Below are 14789 nucleotides of genomic sequence, written 5' to 3'. Positions count from 1 at the left end.
GCCGCCGGTGAAAAGCATCGTGCACCTGCAACGTCCCGTGCTGATGCACGTGCACTGCAGCTATCATCGCGTCAAGTGAGGCGTTGTTCCGGGCCGGTACGGGGCCGGTCCGTTCGTTCGGCGGGTGCCGGGGGCGCCGCGCTGGACGACCACTCCGGAGCTCTTCGGGAGATTTCTATGCACGACTCGCAGGACACGCACGGCTCGTACGACACCTACAACGGGATGGCGGCCGCCGACCTCAAGGGGGTGGTCTGGCAGAAGAGCCTGCACAGCAACTCCCAGGGGAACTGCGTCGAGTTCGCGGCCCTGCCGGGGGGCGATGTGGCGATGCGCAACTCGCGTTTCCCGGAAGGTCCGGCGCTCATCTACACCCGTGCCGAGATCGCCGCCCTGCTGCTGGGGGCCAAGGACGGGGAGTTCGACCACCTGGCGGTCTGACCGGCCGCCGCATCGCCATCGGGGGGCCGTCGTGGGTGCTGACACCACGACGGCCTTTGTCTTTTCCGGTGCGCTTTCCGGTAATGGCGCGGGGGTGCCCGCCCGGATTCCGCCGCGAGCGGTGTTCCACCGGAATTCCGTCGTGCCGCCGGCGCCGGAACACGCGGCCCGAACTGCACGGGAATGTGTCGCACGGCCTCTTCGGCGGATCGCCGCGGCCGATCGGCCCGCGGGGCGTGCCGGGGCCGGTAAGGAGGTCGCGCCCGGTTCGTCGCACCGGTCCGCGCGGCCCGGGGTGCCGTCCTCCCGGTGCCGTCGGCGGCCGGCCGCGCGCCGCCCGGCCCTAGGCCGAGCGCCGGTGCCGTCCACCGAGTTCGGAGCCGACGAGCGGCTCCGCCTCGAACAGGGCCCAGACGACCTTGCCGCTGCCCAGCGGGTGCCAGCCCCAGGACTGGCTGAACGACTCCACCAGGTGGAGTCCGCGGCCGGACTCGGCGACGAAGTCCGCCTCGCGGGCGACCGGGCCGATGCTGCTCGGGTCGCTCACCGCACAGACCACCTGGGGGGAGCGGTGGACGAGGCTTATTCGGATCGGCAGCCGGCCGTCCGCGGTGGGCTGTGTGGGAAAGTCGTACTCGCCCGGGGCGCCGCCCGTCGGGTCGGGCCGTGCGCCGACCGCATGCCGCAGCGCGTTGGTCACCAGTTCCGAGGCCACCAGTGCGACGTCGTCGAACAGCTCCATCAGGCCCCAGCGCTGAAGCGAGGTTCTGGCGAAGTCGCGTGCGGTTCTGACGGCTTCGAAGCGAGGAGCGAGCGTACAGGTGACCACATGGGGGTCAACCGCCAAAGCCGTACCGGTGCTCATGAAGAGCTCCTCCCATAAGGGGGCGGACACGGCTGGACCCGCCGGGGTCATGCCGGTCACCTCCGACTCGCTCGGCCGCTCGGCCGCCCCCTCGACCAGGCGCGCGCGCACTCGAACGCCCGGTGGCGCGGGGACGCTGCCGAGTCGGTGCACGGAGTCGCGCGTGGGGTCGACGCGGAGCCCGCGGGATTGCCAGGGATGTGCAGGTGCACGTGCACCATGGTGGTGTGCGCTCACTGCAGATGCAAGAGTCGATTCACGTGCAGTCGCACTATTGGCATATGCAAGCGCCGTCTGCACGTGCATCCTGGTACATGGAGTGCGGAACTGATAGGAACATCCGTCAGTATCGGCACCGTGAGCGCTCAACTGATGGCAGACTGTGCGCTGTTTGCCCTAGGTGGAGGTTTCGACCGCATGACCACAGTTCAGCCGGGCGGCGGCTCGATGGTCCGCCGGATCCTCCTCGGCTCCCAGTTGCGCCGACTGCGCGAGACGCGCGGCATCACGCGCGAGGATGCCGGCTACGCGATCCGCGCCTCCGAGTCCAAGATCAGTCGGATGGAACTCGGCCGCGTCAGCTTCAAGGAGCGCGACGTCGCCGACCTGCTCAGCCTGTACGGGGTGGACGACGGCATCGAGCGGGAGGCCCTGCTCGGCCTGGTCCGCGAGGCGAACAAGTCCGGTTGGTGGCACAGCTTCAACGACGTGCTGCCGGGATGGTTCCAGACCTACGTCGGCCTGGAGGAGGCCGCCCAGCTGATCCGCACCTACGAGGTGCAGTTCATCCCCGGACTGCTGCAGTCCGAGGAGTACGCACGGGCGGTTTTCGGCCAGAGTCGGCCGGTCATCAGCGAGGAGGAGGTCGAGCGGCGGGTCAGCCTCCGCCTGCGCCGCCAGAAGCTGCTGACCGAGGGCGCCAATCCGCGCCTGTGGGCGGTGATCGACGAGGCCGCCCTGCGCCGTCCGGTCGGCGGGCCCAAGGTGATGCGCGGTCAGGTGCAGTACCTGATCGACGTCGCCGAGCAGGCCAACGTCGTCATCCAGGTCATGCCCTTCCGCTTCGGTGCGCACGCGGGCGAGTCCGGGGCGTTCACGATCCTGCGCTTCCCGGAGCAGGACCTCGCGGACGTGGTCTACCTGGAGCAGCTCACCAGTGCGCTGTACCTGGACAAGCGGGACGACGTCGACGCCTACATCCAGGTCATGGAGCGGCTCTGCGTGGACAGCCTCACGCCCGAGCGCACCATAGACCTGCTGGCCTCGATCCTGAAGGAGCGCTGAGCCGCCGCCCGGCGGGGCCGCCCGACGGCCCCTCCGTGACCGGTGCTCCGCGCTCCGCCCCCGCCCCGGTTCCAGCTCCCGTCCGGCCCCGTGCCGTCGAGCCGCCCTCCCGCCGTCAACCGCGGGCCGGCGGCCGTTCGCGTTCCGGCGGCGCCGCCTGCGGGGGGCGGCCCAGCTCCCAGGGCAGTTCGTAGCGGCGGAACAGGTCGGCCCGGATCGGCGCGAGCGGGAGCTCGGCGCCCGGCAGCAGCACGCCTATGCAGCCGCCCATCAGCGCGCTGCGCAGGACGGCGTGTTCGGCGGTCGGATCGGGGGCGCCCCAGTCCGCGAGCAGGCCCTGAAGGATCGCGCCGAGCTGCTGCTGCTCCGGATCCTGGACGAAGGCCCCGGTGTCCGGGTCCAGGATCAGCGCGAGGTGCGAGCGCATGACCCGCGGGTGCTCCATCGCTAGGGCCAGGACGGCGTCTATCGCGCGGGCGAGCCGGGCCTCCGGCGAGGCGCCCGGAGCCAGTTCGGCCAGGGCGCCGGAAAGGGCCTGGTGCATCATCCGGTGGGTGGCGGACTGCATCAGCAGCCGTTTGCCGTCGAAGTAGTACGAGAGTAGCCCGCGGGCGAGTCCGGCCCGCTCGGCGATGTCGGTCAGCGTGGTGCCCGCGTATCCGCGCTGGTCGACGAGTTCGACGGTGGCCCGCATGATGCGCCGCCGGGAGCGCTGCCGCATCTCCTCATTGACCGAATCCCCCCGAGGTGCCATCGTGTCTGCTCCGAACGTTCGTTGGCTGCGAGCCAATATACTTGCGGAGCCGAGGGTCGCACCGTGTGGTCGCGTGCTGGTCGGGCGCCGCTCGGCGCCGGTCCCGCGACCGGTACGAAGACGGCCGGCTCCACCAAGACGGGGGTTTGGTGGAGCCGGCGACATCGCCGATGGCCGCCGGGGGGCGGCCAGGGTGGCGACCGAGGCTCAGCCGGTGGTCAGCACTTCCTCCCGGGTCTCCTTCGAACCGGCTGACGAGTCATCATAGTCGGCCGAGGTCAGGGGGGTTGAATTCCTGCGCCGGTCCGTCAGGGCGCCCGCCGCGGCGATCAGCAGTCCGAGCAGCGCGACCGCGGTGACGAACGCCAGGGCCGGCCGGTAGCCGTCCAGCTGGGCCTGCGGGCTGTCGCCGCCGGCGCTGCCGGCCGTGATCATCGCGGTCGCCCCGGCCAGGACCACGGCGGTGCCGACCTGGATCGCCGTGTTGACCAGTCCTGAGGCCAGGCCCTGCTCCTCGTCGTCCACCCCGTCGGTGGCGGCGATGTTCACCGAGGGGAAGGCCAGCGCGAAGCCGACGCCGAGCAGCAGCATCGAGGGCAGCACCAGGCCGAGGTACGAGCTGTGCTCGTCCAGCCGCAGGAACAGCGCGAACGCCCCGACCAGGGCGACCAGGCCGATCGGCAGCAGCCGGCCGGTGCCGAAGCGGTCCACGATCGGGCCCATGAACGGTGCCGAGAGCGCGATGAAGGCGCCGGCCGGCAGCAGTCCGAGCGCCATCTGCAGTGCCGACCAGCCGAGCAGGTGCTGCAGGTAGAGGGTGACGACGAACTGGAACCCGCCGTACGCACCGGTCATCGCGAAGGCGATCACGTTGGCCCGGGCGACCGAGCCGTTGCGGAAGATGCCGAGCCGGACGAGCGGGTGGGCGGTACGGCTCTCGATCAGCAGGAAGGCGGCGGCCAGCGCGAGGACCACGACCAGGGAGCCCAGCGTGCGGGCGCTCAGCCAGCCGGCGCCCTGCGCCTCGGTGACGGTGAAGACCAGTAGCAGGACGGTCGCGGTGCCGGTGATCGCGCCGAGCACGTCGTAGCCGCCCTTGGCCTTCTCCTCGACGGGGCGGGGGAGCAGGCGGACCGCGAAGAGCAGGGCGAGCAGTGCGACCGGCACGGGCATCAGGAAGGTCCAGCGCCAGCCGACGGAGGTGAGCAGGCCGCTGAGCACGAGGCCGAGTGAGAAGCCGCTGGCGCCGCAGGTGGTGTAGATGGACAGGGCCCGGTTGCGGGCGGGGCCCTCGGCGAAGGTCGTGGTGATGATCGACAGGCCGGCGGGGGCGGTGAATGCGGCGCTGACGCCCTTGAGGAAGCGGGCCGCGATCAGCAGGCCGCCGTCGTCGACCAGGCCGCCGACGAGGGAGGCGGCGGCGAAGACGCCCAGCGCGACGAGGAAGACCCGGCGACGGCCGAGCAGGTCGGCGGCGCGGCCGCCGAGCAGCAGCAGGCCTCCGTAGCCGAGCACGTAACCGGAGACCACCCACTGCAGGGCGGAGGTGGAGAGGTGCAGCTCGGAGCCGATGGAGGGGAGGGCGACGCCCACCATGGAGACGTCCAGGGCGTCCAGGAACATGGCGGCGCAGAGCACGATGAGGGTGCCCCAGAGGCGGGGGGTCCAGTTCAGCCCGCTGGTTGACGGGGCGTCGGGTGGCGTGGCGGTCGCGGTGGTCATGGGGAGGACAGTACATGCGTGTGCATTCAATGCAAATGAATAAGATGTGAACACATATGTTGCCGATGCATGTGCTACCGTGGCGGCGTGGCTGAACTCGACTCCCCGGCGGAGGCCGGTCTCGTCGCGCAGTGGCGCGACCTGCTGGCCCGGCACGCCGCCACGGCCTGCATGCTCGACCGCGAGCTGGGCGAGAAGTGCGGGCTGGGCATGAGCGAGTTCGAGGTGCTGGAACGCCTGGCCGAAGCGTGCTCGGGAGAGGGCCGGCCCACCGTGCGGGTCCAGGAGCTGGGCCACACCGTCCACCTCAGCCAGAGCGCGCTCTCCCGGCTGATCGCCCGACTGGAGAAGGCCGGACTGGTCACCCGGGCGATGTGCGAGAGCGACCGGCGCGGCATCATGCTCACCCTGACCGAGGCCGGCAAGGAGCGGTACCTGCAGGCCAGGCCGCTGCACCGCGAGGTGCTCGAACTGACCCTGGGCGGGCCGATCGGACCGTCCGGGTCGAGTGCGTCGTCCGGGCCGAGTGCGTCGTCCGGGCCGAGTGCGTCGTCCGGGCCGAGTGGGTCGACCGCTTCGGGCGGGACGGTCGAGGGGTGGCCCGGACCGGCCGCCTGACGTTCCGTCAACCGTGCTGCCGGTACTGCCTTTTCGATCGACCGGGGCGACGCTTCCGCGCGCCCGGCGGGCCCGGCGGGCCGGTGGTGGCCGCCCTCAAAACTGCGAGACCAGCCCCGGAGCGACCGCCAGCAGCACGGCGGCGGCGGGCGCGGCGAGGGCCACCAGGGTGAGCCGGAGCCGGTGCGGGACGGAGAGCCGCGGCCGGCCGGCGAGCAGCCGGTCGACCCGGCGGGGGGACTGCGCCAGCCCCGGCGGGCAGGAGCCGAACACCCCGCGGTCCAGGTTGATCTCGGCCAGCGCGAGGGCGGTGGTGTGCCGACCGTGCCGCCGTGCCGCCCGGTCGTCGGCCGCCAGCTCGACCAGCTCCGCCACCTGGTCCCGGAAGGCGCTGAACACGCCGACGCCCGGGAAGCCCGAGGCCAGCGCCTGCGACGCCTGCTGCAGCCAGTGGTGCCGGGCCCGGACGTGCCCGCGCTCGTGGCTCAGGACGGCGGCCAGCTCCCGATCGGTCAACTGTTGGAGCGCGCCGGTGGTCACCACCAGGCGGGAGTCGGGGCCCGGCAGCGACCAGGCCTCCGGGCGGACGCTCTCCAGGACCACCAGCCGCTCCCGGCGGCTCCGGGCGGCAGCGATGGCCTCGGGCAACTCCGGAGCCCGGCTGGTCAGTTGGGCGTGCCGACGATCGCGCACCGCCTTGGCCGTCCGGACCTCCCGGGTGAGCGCGAAAGCCGTCTGCAACCCGCCCGCCGCCAGCACCGCGGCGCACAGCCGGCCCCAGCCCTCGGCGTCCTGCAGACCGTACGCGGCCTCGACGCCGTGCGGGGCCCCCGCGAAGACCAGGGCGCGCAGCTCGGGCAGGGCGGCGGACGCGGCCAGCAGCAGGCTCAGGACGCAGCACAGCAGCACGGCGACGACGAGGCACTGCCACACCAGCAGCGCCAGTACCGGTTCTCGCTCCACCCAGCGGGCCCGGGCCAGCAGCCGGGGCGCGACGGTCGAGAGCAGCAGTCCGAGCAGCAGCAGACCGATCAGGGCAGGCATCGCATGGGCTCCCCGAGTACGCACGGAACGCGACGAGGCGCTCCCTGCCAACCTATGCGCTGGCGACGCCCGGAGGAACGGCTTTCGACCGGCCAGTGACCAACGCCACGCGAGGGGCGGGGCCTTGGCTCCGAGCGGCACCCCTCCGGCGGGCGCGGGCGCGGGCACGGGCGCAGGAGCGGGCTCGGGCGTTGGTTCGGGCACGGATACGGGCACGGCCGCGGCCGCGGTTCCGCGTCTGCGGGGAGGGATCGGCTCACATCGTCAGCAGCATGGCGAACATGCCGATCCCCATGGTGAGGCGGCAGGCCCGCGGCAGTCCGGCGGCGCCCACCACCAGGGTTCCGGCGGAGGTGCGCAGGAGCCGGGCGCCGGCCCAGAGCGAGTACCCGCCGAAGTAGAGCAGCAGAGCGCCGGTCACCAGCGGCGTTCCGGCGCCGCTTCCGTGGTGGTGACCGGTGCCGGCGGCCATCGCGAGGGCCATGTAGGTCATGGCGAGGGCGCCCACCGCGTGGTGCAGCCGGTGCGCCCGGCGGGCCGGGGCGTGTGCGGCGGCGAGCAGGAAGACCGCGGCCGGGAGCCCGAACAGCGAGGCCCAGACGGCGGCCGGGACGGCTCCACCGGTGACGGCCATCGCCGCCATGCCCAGCCCCATCAGGGCCTCGGCGGCGTCCGACTCGCGGGCGATCAGTCGGCGGGTGCCGGCGCGGGGCGGGGCGCCCGCGGTGCAGGGGGAGCGGCGGAGCCGGGTGAGGCAGTAGGCCCCGGCGGCCGCGGTGAGCAGGGCCAGCAGCCAGCTGATCAGGACGGGTCCGTGCAACGGCGGCCTCCCCCGCGATCGGTGACGGGTGGCCCCGTCCCGTCCACGATCACCGTTGCCGCCGGGGCGCGGCCAGGGCGCGCACCGGGGCGCACGGTGGTGTCGGCCGGGGTGCGTCCTCGGGCGCGCACCCCGCCGTACCCGCTCCGGCAGGATCAGCCCTGCAGCCGGCCCGAGGCGACGACCCGGCTGAGGAACTGCCGCGTCCGTTCCTCCCTCGGGTCGCCGAGGACCTGCTCCGGCGGTCCCTGTTCGAGGACCACGCCGTCGTCCAGGAAGCAGACCTGGTCGGCCACCTCGCGGGCGAACCCCATCTCGTGGGTCGAGAGGACCATCGTCATCCCCTGTTCCTTGAGGTCGCGCACCACCGAGAGCACCTCGCCGACCAGGACCGGGTCGAGGGCCGCGGTGATCTCGTCGAGCAGCAGCAGCCGCGGCCCGGTGGCGAGCGCCCGCACGATGGCGACGCGCTGCTGCTGGCCGCCCGAGAGCCGGTCCGGGTACTCCCGGGCCTTCGCCGCCAGGCCGAGCCGCTCCAGCAGTTCCAGCGCCTTCGCCTCCGCCTGGGCCCGCGCGAGCCGGTGCACCCGGCGCGGGGCCAGCGTGATGTTCTCCAGCACGGTCAGGTGCGGGAACAGGTTGTAGGACTGGAAGACCACCCCGATCCGCCGCCGGACGGCGTCCTCGTCGGTCCGGGGGTCGGTGATCTCCTCGCCGTCCAGGAAGATCGCCCCGTCGTCGGTCCCCTCCAGCAGGTTGACGCACCGCATCAGGGTGGACTTGCCCGAGCCGGACGCGCCGATCAGCGCCGTCACCGAGTGCTCGGGCACGGTGAGGTCCACGTCGCGCAGCACGACCTGGCCGCCGTAGGTCTTGCGCACCGACTCCAGCCGGAGCACGTCGGCCGTGCTCATCCGCTCACCTCACCCGTTCGGCCGCACCGCTCGGCCGGCCACCCCGTCTCGTACCCGCCGGTCCGGCGCCCTCCGTGCCGGCCCCGCCCGCGGTGCTGCCCGCGCCCGCCGCGCGCGTTCACACCGCACCGCCCTGGAACCGCCGGCGGTTCGTCCTGGCCGTCAGCCAGTCCGCGAACCGGGTCAGCGGAATGGTCAGCACGATGAACACCAGACCCGCCACGAGGTAGGGCGTGAAGTTGAACGACCGGGCCGCGATGATCTTCGCCGCGTACACGGCGTCGATCGCCCCGCCGATCGAGACGAGTCCGGTGTCCTTCTGCAGGCTCACCAGGTTGTTCAGCAGCGGCGGCACCACCCGTCGGACGGCCTGCGGCAGCACCACGTACCGCATGGCCTGCGCGTTGGTGAGCCCCAGCGAACGGGCCGCGGCGCGCTGGCTCGGGTGCACCGACTCGATCCCGGAGCGGAACACCTCCGACACGTACGCCGAGTACGTCAGCACCAGGGCCGCCCCGCCGAGCAGCAACGGGTCGGTGGTCACGCCGGTGAGCCGGAGCGCCGGCACCCCGGTGATCATCACCAGCAGGCAGATGATCATCGGCAGTCCGAGGAAGAAGTCCACGTACGCGGTGGCCAGCAGCCGGACCGGCAGGAACACCGGCCCGCGCAGCGTCCGCAGCACCGCCAGCAGCAGCCCGAACACCAGGATGAGGGCCCCGCAGCCGAGCATCAGCTCCAGGTTCAGCCGCAGGCCCTTCAGCACCTCGGGCAGCGCCTGGCGGGCGTAGTCGGCGCTGAGGAACGTCCGGCGGGTCACCTCCCAACCGGGCGAGTTGACCACCAGCAGGTAGAGCACGAGCGCCGTCGCCAGGGTGGACGCGGTGGCGATCAGCGCCGACCGCCGGGCCCGGCCGCGCCGGTACGCCTCGTGCGCCAGTCGCCGTTCGGACGGGCGGTAGTCGTCGCCCCCGTCCTTCGCCGGTGCCACCGCCCCGGTGGCCGTCGCCTCGCCGCTCACTTGAGCACCGGTGCCGAGACGGCGTCCGAGAGCCACTGCTTCTCCAGCTTGGCCAGGGTGCCGTCGGAGCGCAGCGCGTCGACCGCCCGGGAGACGCAGCCGGTCAGCTGCGAGCCCTTGTCCAGGACCAGGCCGAACTGCTCGCCCTGCGAGGCGCCCTCGAACTGCCCGACCACCTGTGCCTCCGGCACCTCGGCGCCGGTGATGTAGAAGGCGGTGGGCAGGTCCACCACGAGTGCCTCGACCTGGCCGTTCTTGAGCGCGGCCTTGGCGAGGTCGTTGGAGTCGAACACGGCCGGCTGGACGCTCGGCTTGATGGTGCCGGTGATGGTGTCGAGGCTGGTGGTGCCGACCTGTGCGCCCAGCTTGGCGCCCTTGAGGTCGGCGATGCTCTTCGCCCCCGCGGCCTTGGAGTTCTTCAGGGCGATGACCGCCTGGCGCACGTCGTAGTAGCCGGAGGAGAAGTCGACGGCCTGCTTGCGCTCGCTGCTGACGGACACCTGGTTGATGTCGAAGTCGAAGTCCTTGGCCCCCGGCGAGGTGGCCTTGCCGAAGGGCGCGACCACCCAGGTGACCTTGTCCTTGGGGTACCCGAGCCGGTCCGCGACGGCGTAGGCGACGGCGGACTCGAAGCCCTTGCCGTTCTCCGGCTTGTCCTCGGCGAACCAAGGGTCGTAGGCGGGCTTGTCCGTGCCGACGGTCAGCGTGCCGGCCGTCCGGGTCGCCAGCGCCCCCGGTGCGCAGCCCGCCGCCGTTCCGGCGCTCCCGGACGCGCCCGCGGCGGCCCCGTCGGACTTGGCGTCCTGCGGCGCGCACGCGGTCAGCGCGGCGGCCGCGGCCAGCAGGACGGCGAGGGGCAGGGCGGTGGCGGACGGCTTGCGGAGGGTCATGGCGGGGCTCCAGGGAGAAGGACCGGGCGGGACGGCGGGGGCGGCGGCGCGGGCCGCGAGCCCGGCGGGTCACTTCCCCCCGGTGGCGGCGCCGGAACACACGCGGCATGGTCGGCGTACGGGCCCGCGTCCGCGGCGCCCTTCGAGCCGGATCAGCGACAGCGGCGGCAGCGGCCGCACGCGCGACAGCAGTCGCGACAACGAGAGGGCACCCGGAACAGGTCGGTGTGGCGCTCGGCCACCGTGATCACCGCCGGGAGCATGGCGGGAGGTTCGCATCCCGACGGCGCATCTGTCCAGAACATCCAGAAGCTTGTCCACATTCCGGACAACCGGCCGCGGGCCCAGGTCGCGGCCGCGGTGCCGCGGGGCCCCGACGGACCGTCGGGGGGCGTGCCGCGAGGCCGCGTTGACGCCCGGCCGGCAGTCGGCCCCGGACTCGGCCCCGACCCGCGGCCGGCCCGCCGCCGTCTCGACCTCCGAACCGGCGCGGGATGCGGCGCGGCCCGCCCGGAGCCGACGTGCGGCCGACCCGGGGTCGACGCCGCGCCGAAGCGGAGACGAACCCGGGGCGCCGCCGGAGGTTCGGCGGTCGAGACCCCCTTGAACAGGAGAACCTTTCGTACTTATGGTGTCCCCGTTGAAATAACTCCTGTCGAAGTGAGTCCACGATGCAGAATCTTTCGCCACGGCTCGCTGCGGCGGCCGACGCTCCGGTCTCGACCCTCGCCGGCCACCCGGCCTGGCTGCGCCTGAAGGAGGCCGTCGAGACGCTGCGCCCGCTGCAGTCCAAGGACGGCTCCATCGACCTCGCCGCTGTGCAGCGGCACACCGTCGACCCGCTGGTGGCCACCGTGCGTGCCGCCGTCGAGGAGCTCGCCCCGCACTTCCCGCACGACGCCGCCTACCTGTCCGCCGTCGACGCCGACCTCGCCAAGTGGGCCGACACCGGCTACCGCGAGCCCGACTTCCTGGACTCGCTGCTGGCCTTCCAGCCCGCGGAGCAGCGCGAGGACGGCCTCGAGCACCTGGTCGTCTTCCCGATGTACACCCAGAACGGCAACCCGGACCGCAACCTGGAAGCCGTCCTGCTGAGCGTCGTGTGGCCCGACTGGCTGGCCGAGCTGGAGCGCACCCGCTTCGACAACCCGATGTTCGTGCCGATCACCTTCACCGACTTCACGGCCGGCTACGACACCAACTCCGCCGTCCTCTTCCCCGAGACGGTCTCCGTGCGCAAGGCGCCGGAACGTTTCACCTGGGGCGGCATCTTCTGTGACCGCGAGGCCGCCCGCTTCCGCGCCGTCACCACCAGCGCCGTCCAGCAGCTCGGCCTGGAGATCCCGGCCGACGCCGAGGGCCTGCTCCAGGACCAGCAGCGCGCGCAGGAGACCTTCGTCCTGTGGGACCTCGTGCACGACCGTACCCACAGCCACGGCGACCTGCCGTTCGACCCCTTCATGATCAAGCAGCGCAGCCCGTTCTGGATGTACGGCCTGGAGGAGCTCCGCTGCGACCTCACCACCTTCAAGGAGGCGGTGAAGCTGGAGGCCGAGGGCAACGCCCACGCCCGCGACGTCCAGTACGCGATCCTCTTCGACCGGATGTTCCGCTTCCCGGTCAGCGGTGACCGCGTGCGCAACTACGACGGCCTCGGCGGTCAGCTGCTCTTCGCCTACCTGCACAAGAACGGCGCGCTGAGCTGGCGCGACAACCGCCTCAGCATCGACTGGGAGCGGGCCCCGCAGGTCACCAACGAGCTGTGCGCCGAGATCGAGACCCTCTACCGCGACGGCATCGACCGGCCCAAGCCGGCCCACTGGATCGCCGCCTACGAGCTGGTCTCCCGCTACCTCACCCCGCACCCCGCCTCCACCTGGGCGAAGGGCTCCGAGGCGCTGCCGCTCGACATCACCGACGGCAAGGCCCTCAACAAGGCGCTGTGCGACGCCGTGCTCCCGGACGAGTTCCCGCTGAGCATGTTCTACGAGGCCCTGTCCAAGAAGCTCGGCGGCGTCATCGCCGCCACCGCCGGCATCACCGGCGCCGGTATCCAGGGAGTCGCCGCGTGACCACGACCGCCAACGCCCCGCTGGCCGGCAAGGTCATCGCCGTCGCCGGAGCCAGCGGCCCGGCCGGTCAGGCCGTGCTGCGCCGCCTGACCGCCGACGGTGCCACCGTGATCGGCGCCGACATCGACGCCCAGCGCCTCGAGTCCGCCCTGGACGCCACCCGGATCGCCGTGCGCGGCGCCAAGGTCAGCGGACAGGTGATCGACCTGCTCGACCCGCAGGAGGTCCACGACTGGGCCGACCACCTGGAGGCCGAGCACGGCCACGTCGACGGCCTGTTCCACCTGGTCGGCGGCTGGCGCGGCAGCAAGACCTTCTTCGACAGCCGGCTGGACGACTGGGACTTCCTGCACGACACCGTCGTGCGGACCCTCCAGCACACCTCGCTGGCCTTCCAGCCCGCGCTGGTCCGCAGCCCCGCCGGCCGGTACGCGATGATCTCCGCCGCGGCCGCCCACAAGCCCACCGCCGGCGGCGCCGCCTACGCGGCCGCCAAGGCGGCCACCGAGGCCTGGACCCTCGCCATGGCGGACTCCTTCAAGAAGGAGACCACCGACCCCGACGGCGAGCCCACCGCCGCTGCTGCGATCCTGGTCATCAAGGCGCTGGTCAGCCCCGAGATGCGGGCCGAGAAGCCGGACGCGAAGTTCGCGGGCTTCACCGACACGGCCGACCTCGCCGGACACCTCGCGGGCCTCTGGGACCGCCCCGCAGCAGAACTGAACGGACAGCACCTGTGGCTGACAGCCCGATGACCGACCCCACCGGCACGGACGCGGTACGGCGGCACGACCCCGCCGTCCGCGGCTTCGCCAGCGACAACTACGCCGGCATCCACCCGGAGGTCCTCGCCGCGATCGCCCTCGCCAACGACGGCCACCAGGTCGCCTACGGCGAGGACGACTACACGACGCACCTCCAGGACGTCTTCCGCCGCCACTTCGGGGACAAGGCCGAGGCCTATCCCGTCTTCAACGGCACCGGCGCCAACGTGGTCGCGCTCCAGGCCCTGCTCCCGCGCTGGGGCGCCGTGGTCGCCGCCGAGACCGCCCACATCAACGTGGACGAGGGCGGCGCCCCGGAGAAGATGGGCGGCATCAAGCTGCTCACCGTCCCCACCCCGGACGGCAAGCTCACCCCCGAGCTGCTCGACCAGCAGGCCTGGGGCTTCGGCGACGAGCACCGCGCGCAGCCGCTCGCGGTCTCGATCACCCAGAGCACCGAGCTCGGCACCCTCTACACCGCCGACGAGATCCGCGCGATCACCGAGCACGCCCACCAGCTCGGCATGCTCGTCCACGTCGACGGCTCCCGCCTGGCCAACGCCGCCGCCTCGCTTGGCCTGCCGCTGCGCGCCTTCACCACGGACGTGGGCGTCGACGTGCTGTCCTTCGGCGGGACGAAGAACGGGCTGATGCTCGGCGAGGTCGTGGTGGTGCTCAACCCCGAGCGGGTGCGCAACATCAAGTACCTGCGCAAGACCTCGATGCAGCTCGCCTCGAAGATGCGCTTCGTCTCCGTGCAGTTCGAGGCGCTGCTCTCCGGCGACCTCTACCTGCGCAACGCCGGCCACGCCAACGCGATGGCCAGCCGCCTGGAGGCCGCCGTCCGCAAGATCGACGGCGTCGAGGTCGTCCGCCCGGTCCAGGCGAACGCGGTGTTCGCGATCCTCCCGCGCGAGGTGAGCGAGCGGCTGCAGAAGCGCTACCGCTTCTACTTCTGGAACGAGCACACCGGCGAGGTGCGCTGGATGTGCGCCTTCGACACCACGGAGGCCGACATCGACGCCTTCGCCGCGGCCATCGCCGAGGAGATGGGCCGCGCCTGACGGTGCCCGAACGACGGATCGTCCCGCCCTGCAGCCGCAGGGCGGGACGATTTGCTTGTGGCGGGCCCGGCCCCGTACAGTTCCGGAGTCGCCGCGAGAGAGCGGGGACAAGCGGAAAGCGAATCCGATGAAATGAAACTCCGGGAAAACGGAGCGGAAAACATCTGATAAGCTGGAAACACGAAAGAACGAAGCGCCCGGAGGGCCTGCTGGAAGGCAGACCGAAGGAAGTGTCCGTTCCTTGAGAACTCAACAGCGTGCCAAAAGTCAACGCCAGATATGTTGACATCCCCGGCCTCGATCGTCTGATCGGGGTTGGAGATTCCTTTTGAAATAAAACACAGCGAGGACGCAGTGCGCGGGATCACCCTATTCCGGTGGTTGCCGTGCCGCTCAACGCGAGTGTGGCCCGATTACGGGCAGACATTCACGGAGAGTTTGATCCTGGCTCAGGACGAACGCTGGCGGCGTGCTTAACACATGCAAGTCGAACGGTGAAGCCCTTCGGGGTGGATC

General features: G+C 72.0%; 14 protein-coding genes and 1 rRNA gene. 7 read left to right on the top strand and 8 right to left on the bottom strand.

Annotated features, from left to right (window positions below; translation table 11 throughout):
- Positions 1-177 precede the first annotated feature (177 nt).
- A complete protein-coding gene (locus AB0N04_RS22775; RefSeq protein WP_280679710.1) occupies positions 178-441 on the top strand; it encodes a DUF397 domain-containing protein in 264 nt (87 codons plus the stop codon).
- Between the two features lie 343 nt (positions 442-784).
- Here the strand turns inward: AB0N04_RS22775 and AB0N04_RS22770 are convergent, their stop codons facing one another.
- Positions 785-1306 (bottom strand): ATP-binding protein, encoded by a 522-nt coding sequence (locus AB0N04_RS22770; protein WP_360221927.1) that lies wholly within the window; start codon positions 1304-1306, stop codon positions 785-787.
- A 417-nt stretch (positions 1307-1723) separates the two neighbouring features.
- On the opposite strand from AB0N04_RS22770, the gene AB0N04_RS22765 reads away from it, so the two are divergent.
- Positions 1724-2590 (top strand): helix-turn-helix transcriptional regulator, encoded by an 867-nt coding sequence (locus tag AB0N04_RS22765; protein ID WP_360221925.1) that lies wholly within the window; start codon positions 1724-1726, stop codon positions 2588-2590.
- A gap of 115 nt (positions 2591-2705) precedes the next feature.
- Here AB0N04_RS22765 and AB0N04_RS22760 read toward each other — a convergent pair whose 3' ends face one another.
- Both AB0N04_RS22760 and AB0N04_RS22755 read right to left on the bottom strand, forming a co-directional pair.
- Entirely contained in the window at positions 2706-3311 is a 606-nt protein-coding gene (locus AB0N04_RS22760; RefSeq protein WP_360221922.1) for a TetR/AcrR family transcriptional regulator, read from the bottom strand.
- 240 nt (positions 3312-3551) lie between these two features.
- Positions 3552-5066, bottom strand: coding sequence for an MFS transporter (locus AB0N04_RS22755; protein WP_360221919.1), 1515 nt, complete (start codon positions 5064-5066; stop codon positions 3552-3554).
- A gap of 87 nt (positions 5067-5153) precedes the next feature.
- Here AB0N04_RS22755 and AB0N04_RS22750 point away from each other — a divergent pair, with 87 nt between their 5' ends.
- Entirely contained in the window at positions 5154-5684 is a 531-nt protein-coding gene (locus AB0N04_RS22750) for a MarR family transcriptional regulator (protein WP_360221916.1), read from the top strand.
- A 96-nt stretch (positions 5685-5780) separates the two neighbouring features.
- Here AB0N04_RS22750 and AB0N04_RS22745 read toward each other — a convergent pair whose 3' ends face one another.
- The 5 genes from AB0N04_RS22745 to AB0N04_RS22725 all read right to left on the bottom strand — a co-directional run bounded on the left by AB0N04_RS22745 (position 5781) and on the right by AB0N04_RS22725 (position 10373).
- A complete protein-coding gene (locus tag AB0N04_RS22745; protein WP_360221913.1) occupies positions 5781-6728 on the bottom strand; it encodes a M56 family metallopeptidase in 948 nt (315 codons plus the stop codon).
- 256 nt (positions 6729-6984) lie between these two features.
- The gene (locus AB0N04_RS22740; RefSeq protein WP_360221910.1) at positions 6985-7548 is read right to left on the bottom strand and encodes a DUF5134 domain-containing protein; all 564 of its coding nucleotides are present in this window, start codon (positions 7546-7548) and stop codon (positions 6985-6987) included.
- A gap of 155 nt (positions 7549-7703) precedes the next feature.
- Complete coding sequence (locus AB0N04_RS22735) at positions 7704-8462, bottom strand: amino acid ABC transporter ATP-binding protein (protein ID WP_360221907.1); 759 nt, start codon at positions 8460-8462, stop codon at positions 7704-7706.
- Between the two features lie 118 nt (positions 8463-8580).
- On the bottom strand, positions 8581-9453 hold the full coding sequence (locus AB0N04_RS22730; RefSeq protein ID WP_360221949.1) for an amino acid ABC transporter permease: 873 nt from the start codon (positions 9451-9453) through the stop codon (positions 8581-8583).
- 26 nt (positions 9454-9479) lie between these two features.
- The gene (locus AB0N04_RS22725; protein WP_360221904.1) at positions 9480-10373 is read right to left on the bottom strand and encodes an ABC transporter substrate-binding protein; all 894 of its coding nucleotides are present in this window, start codon (positions 10371-10373) and stop codon (positions 9480-9482) included.
- Between the two features lie 671 nt (positions 10374-11044).
- On the opposite strand from AB0N04_RS22725, the gene AB0N04_RS22720 reads away from it, so the two are divergent.
- The 4 genes from AB0N04_RS22720 to AB0N04_RS22705 all read left to right on the top strand — a co-directional run.
- Positions 11045-12445 carry a DUF6421 family protein gene (locus tag AB0N04_RS22720; protein WP_360221901.1) on the top strand — a complete coding sequence of 467 codons (1401 nt, stop codon included), beginning with the start codon at positions 11045-11047 and terminating at the stop codon, positions 12443-12445.
- Positions 12442-13200: an SDR family NAD(P)-dependent oxidoreductase gene (locus tag AB0N04_RS22715; protein ID WP_360221898.1), complete on the top strand. Its 759-nt coding sequence runs from the start codon at positions 12442-12444 to the stop codon at positions 13198-13200. The genes AB0N04_RS22720 and AB0N04_RS22715 overlap by 4 nt, the downstream gene beginning before the upstream one ends.
- A complete protein-coding gene (locus AB0N04_RS22710; protein WP_360221895.1) occupies positions 13197-14273 on the top strand; it encodes a low specificity L-threonine aldolase in 1077 nt (358 codons plus the stop codon). Before AB0N04_RS22715 ends, AB0N04_RS22710 begins: the two co-directional genes overlap by 4 nt.
- A 426-nt stretch (positions 14274-14699) precedes the next feature.
- Positions 14700-14789: ribosomal RNA gene (locus AB0N04_RS22705) — 16S ribosomal RNA — on the top strand; the annotation flags it as partial.

The organism is Kitasatospora sp. NPDC051702 (genome assembly GCF_040681575.1).
Classification (GTDB): Bacteria; Actinomycetota; Actinomycetes; order Streptomycetales; family Streptomycetaceae; genus Kitasatospora.
The sequence above is the reverse complement of the archived record's forward strand: the minus strand, read 5'-3'. Positions and strand labels throughout refer to the sequence as shown.

What these genes read in the sequence shown, in the direction of transcription:
- AB0N04_RS22720 (WP_360221901.1), top strand. Translation starts at nt 11,045, where the DNA reads ATGCAGAATCTTTCGCCACGGCTCGCTGCGGCGGCCGACGCTCCGGTC.
- AB0N04_RS22760 (WP_360221922.1), bottom strand. Translation starts at nt 3,311, where the DNA reads ATGCGGCAGCGCTCCCGGCGGCGCATCATGCGGGCCACCGTCGAACTC.
- AB0N04_RS22775 (WP_280679710.1), top strand. Translation starts at nt 178, where the DNA reads ATGCACGACTCGCAGGACACGCACGGCTCGTACGACACCTACAACGGG.
- AB0N04_RS22725 (WP_360221904.1), bottom strand. Translation starts at nt 10,373, where the DNA reads ATGACCCTCCGCAAGCCGTCCGCCACCGCCCTGCCCCTCGCCGTCCTG.
- AB0N04_RS22745 (WP_360221913.1), bottom strand. Translation starts at nt 6,728, where the DNA reads ATGCCTGCCCTGATCGGTCTGCTGCTGCTCGGACTGCTGCTCTCGACC.
- AB0N04_RS22755 (WP_360221919.1), bottom strand. Translation starts at nt 5,066, where the DNA reads ATGACCACCGCGACCGCCACGCCACCCGACGCCCCGTCAACCAGCGGG.
- AB0N04_RS22770 (WP_360221927.1), bottom strand. Translation starts at nt 1,306, where the DNA reads ATGAGCACCGGTACGGCTTTGGCGGTTGACCCCCATGTGGTCACCTGT.
- AB0N04_RS22710 (WP_360221895.1), top strand. Translation starts at nt 13,197, where the DNA reads ATGACCGACCCCACCGGCACGGACGCGGTACGGCGGCACGACCCCGCC.
- AB0N04_RS22765 (WP_360221925.1), top strand. Translation starts at nt 1,724, where the DNA reads ATGACCACAGTTCAGCCGGGCGGCGGCTCGATGGTCCGCCGGATCCTC.
- AB0N04_RS22735 (WP_360221907.1), bottom strand. Translation starts at nt 8,462, where the DNA reads ATGAGCACGGCCGACGTGCTCCGGCTGGAGTCGGTGCGCAAGACCTAC.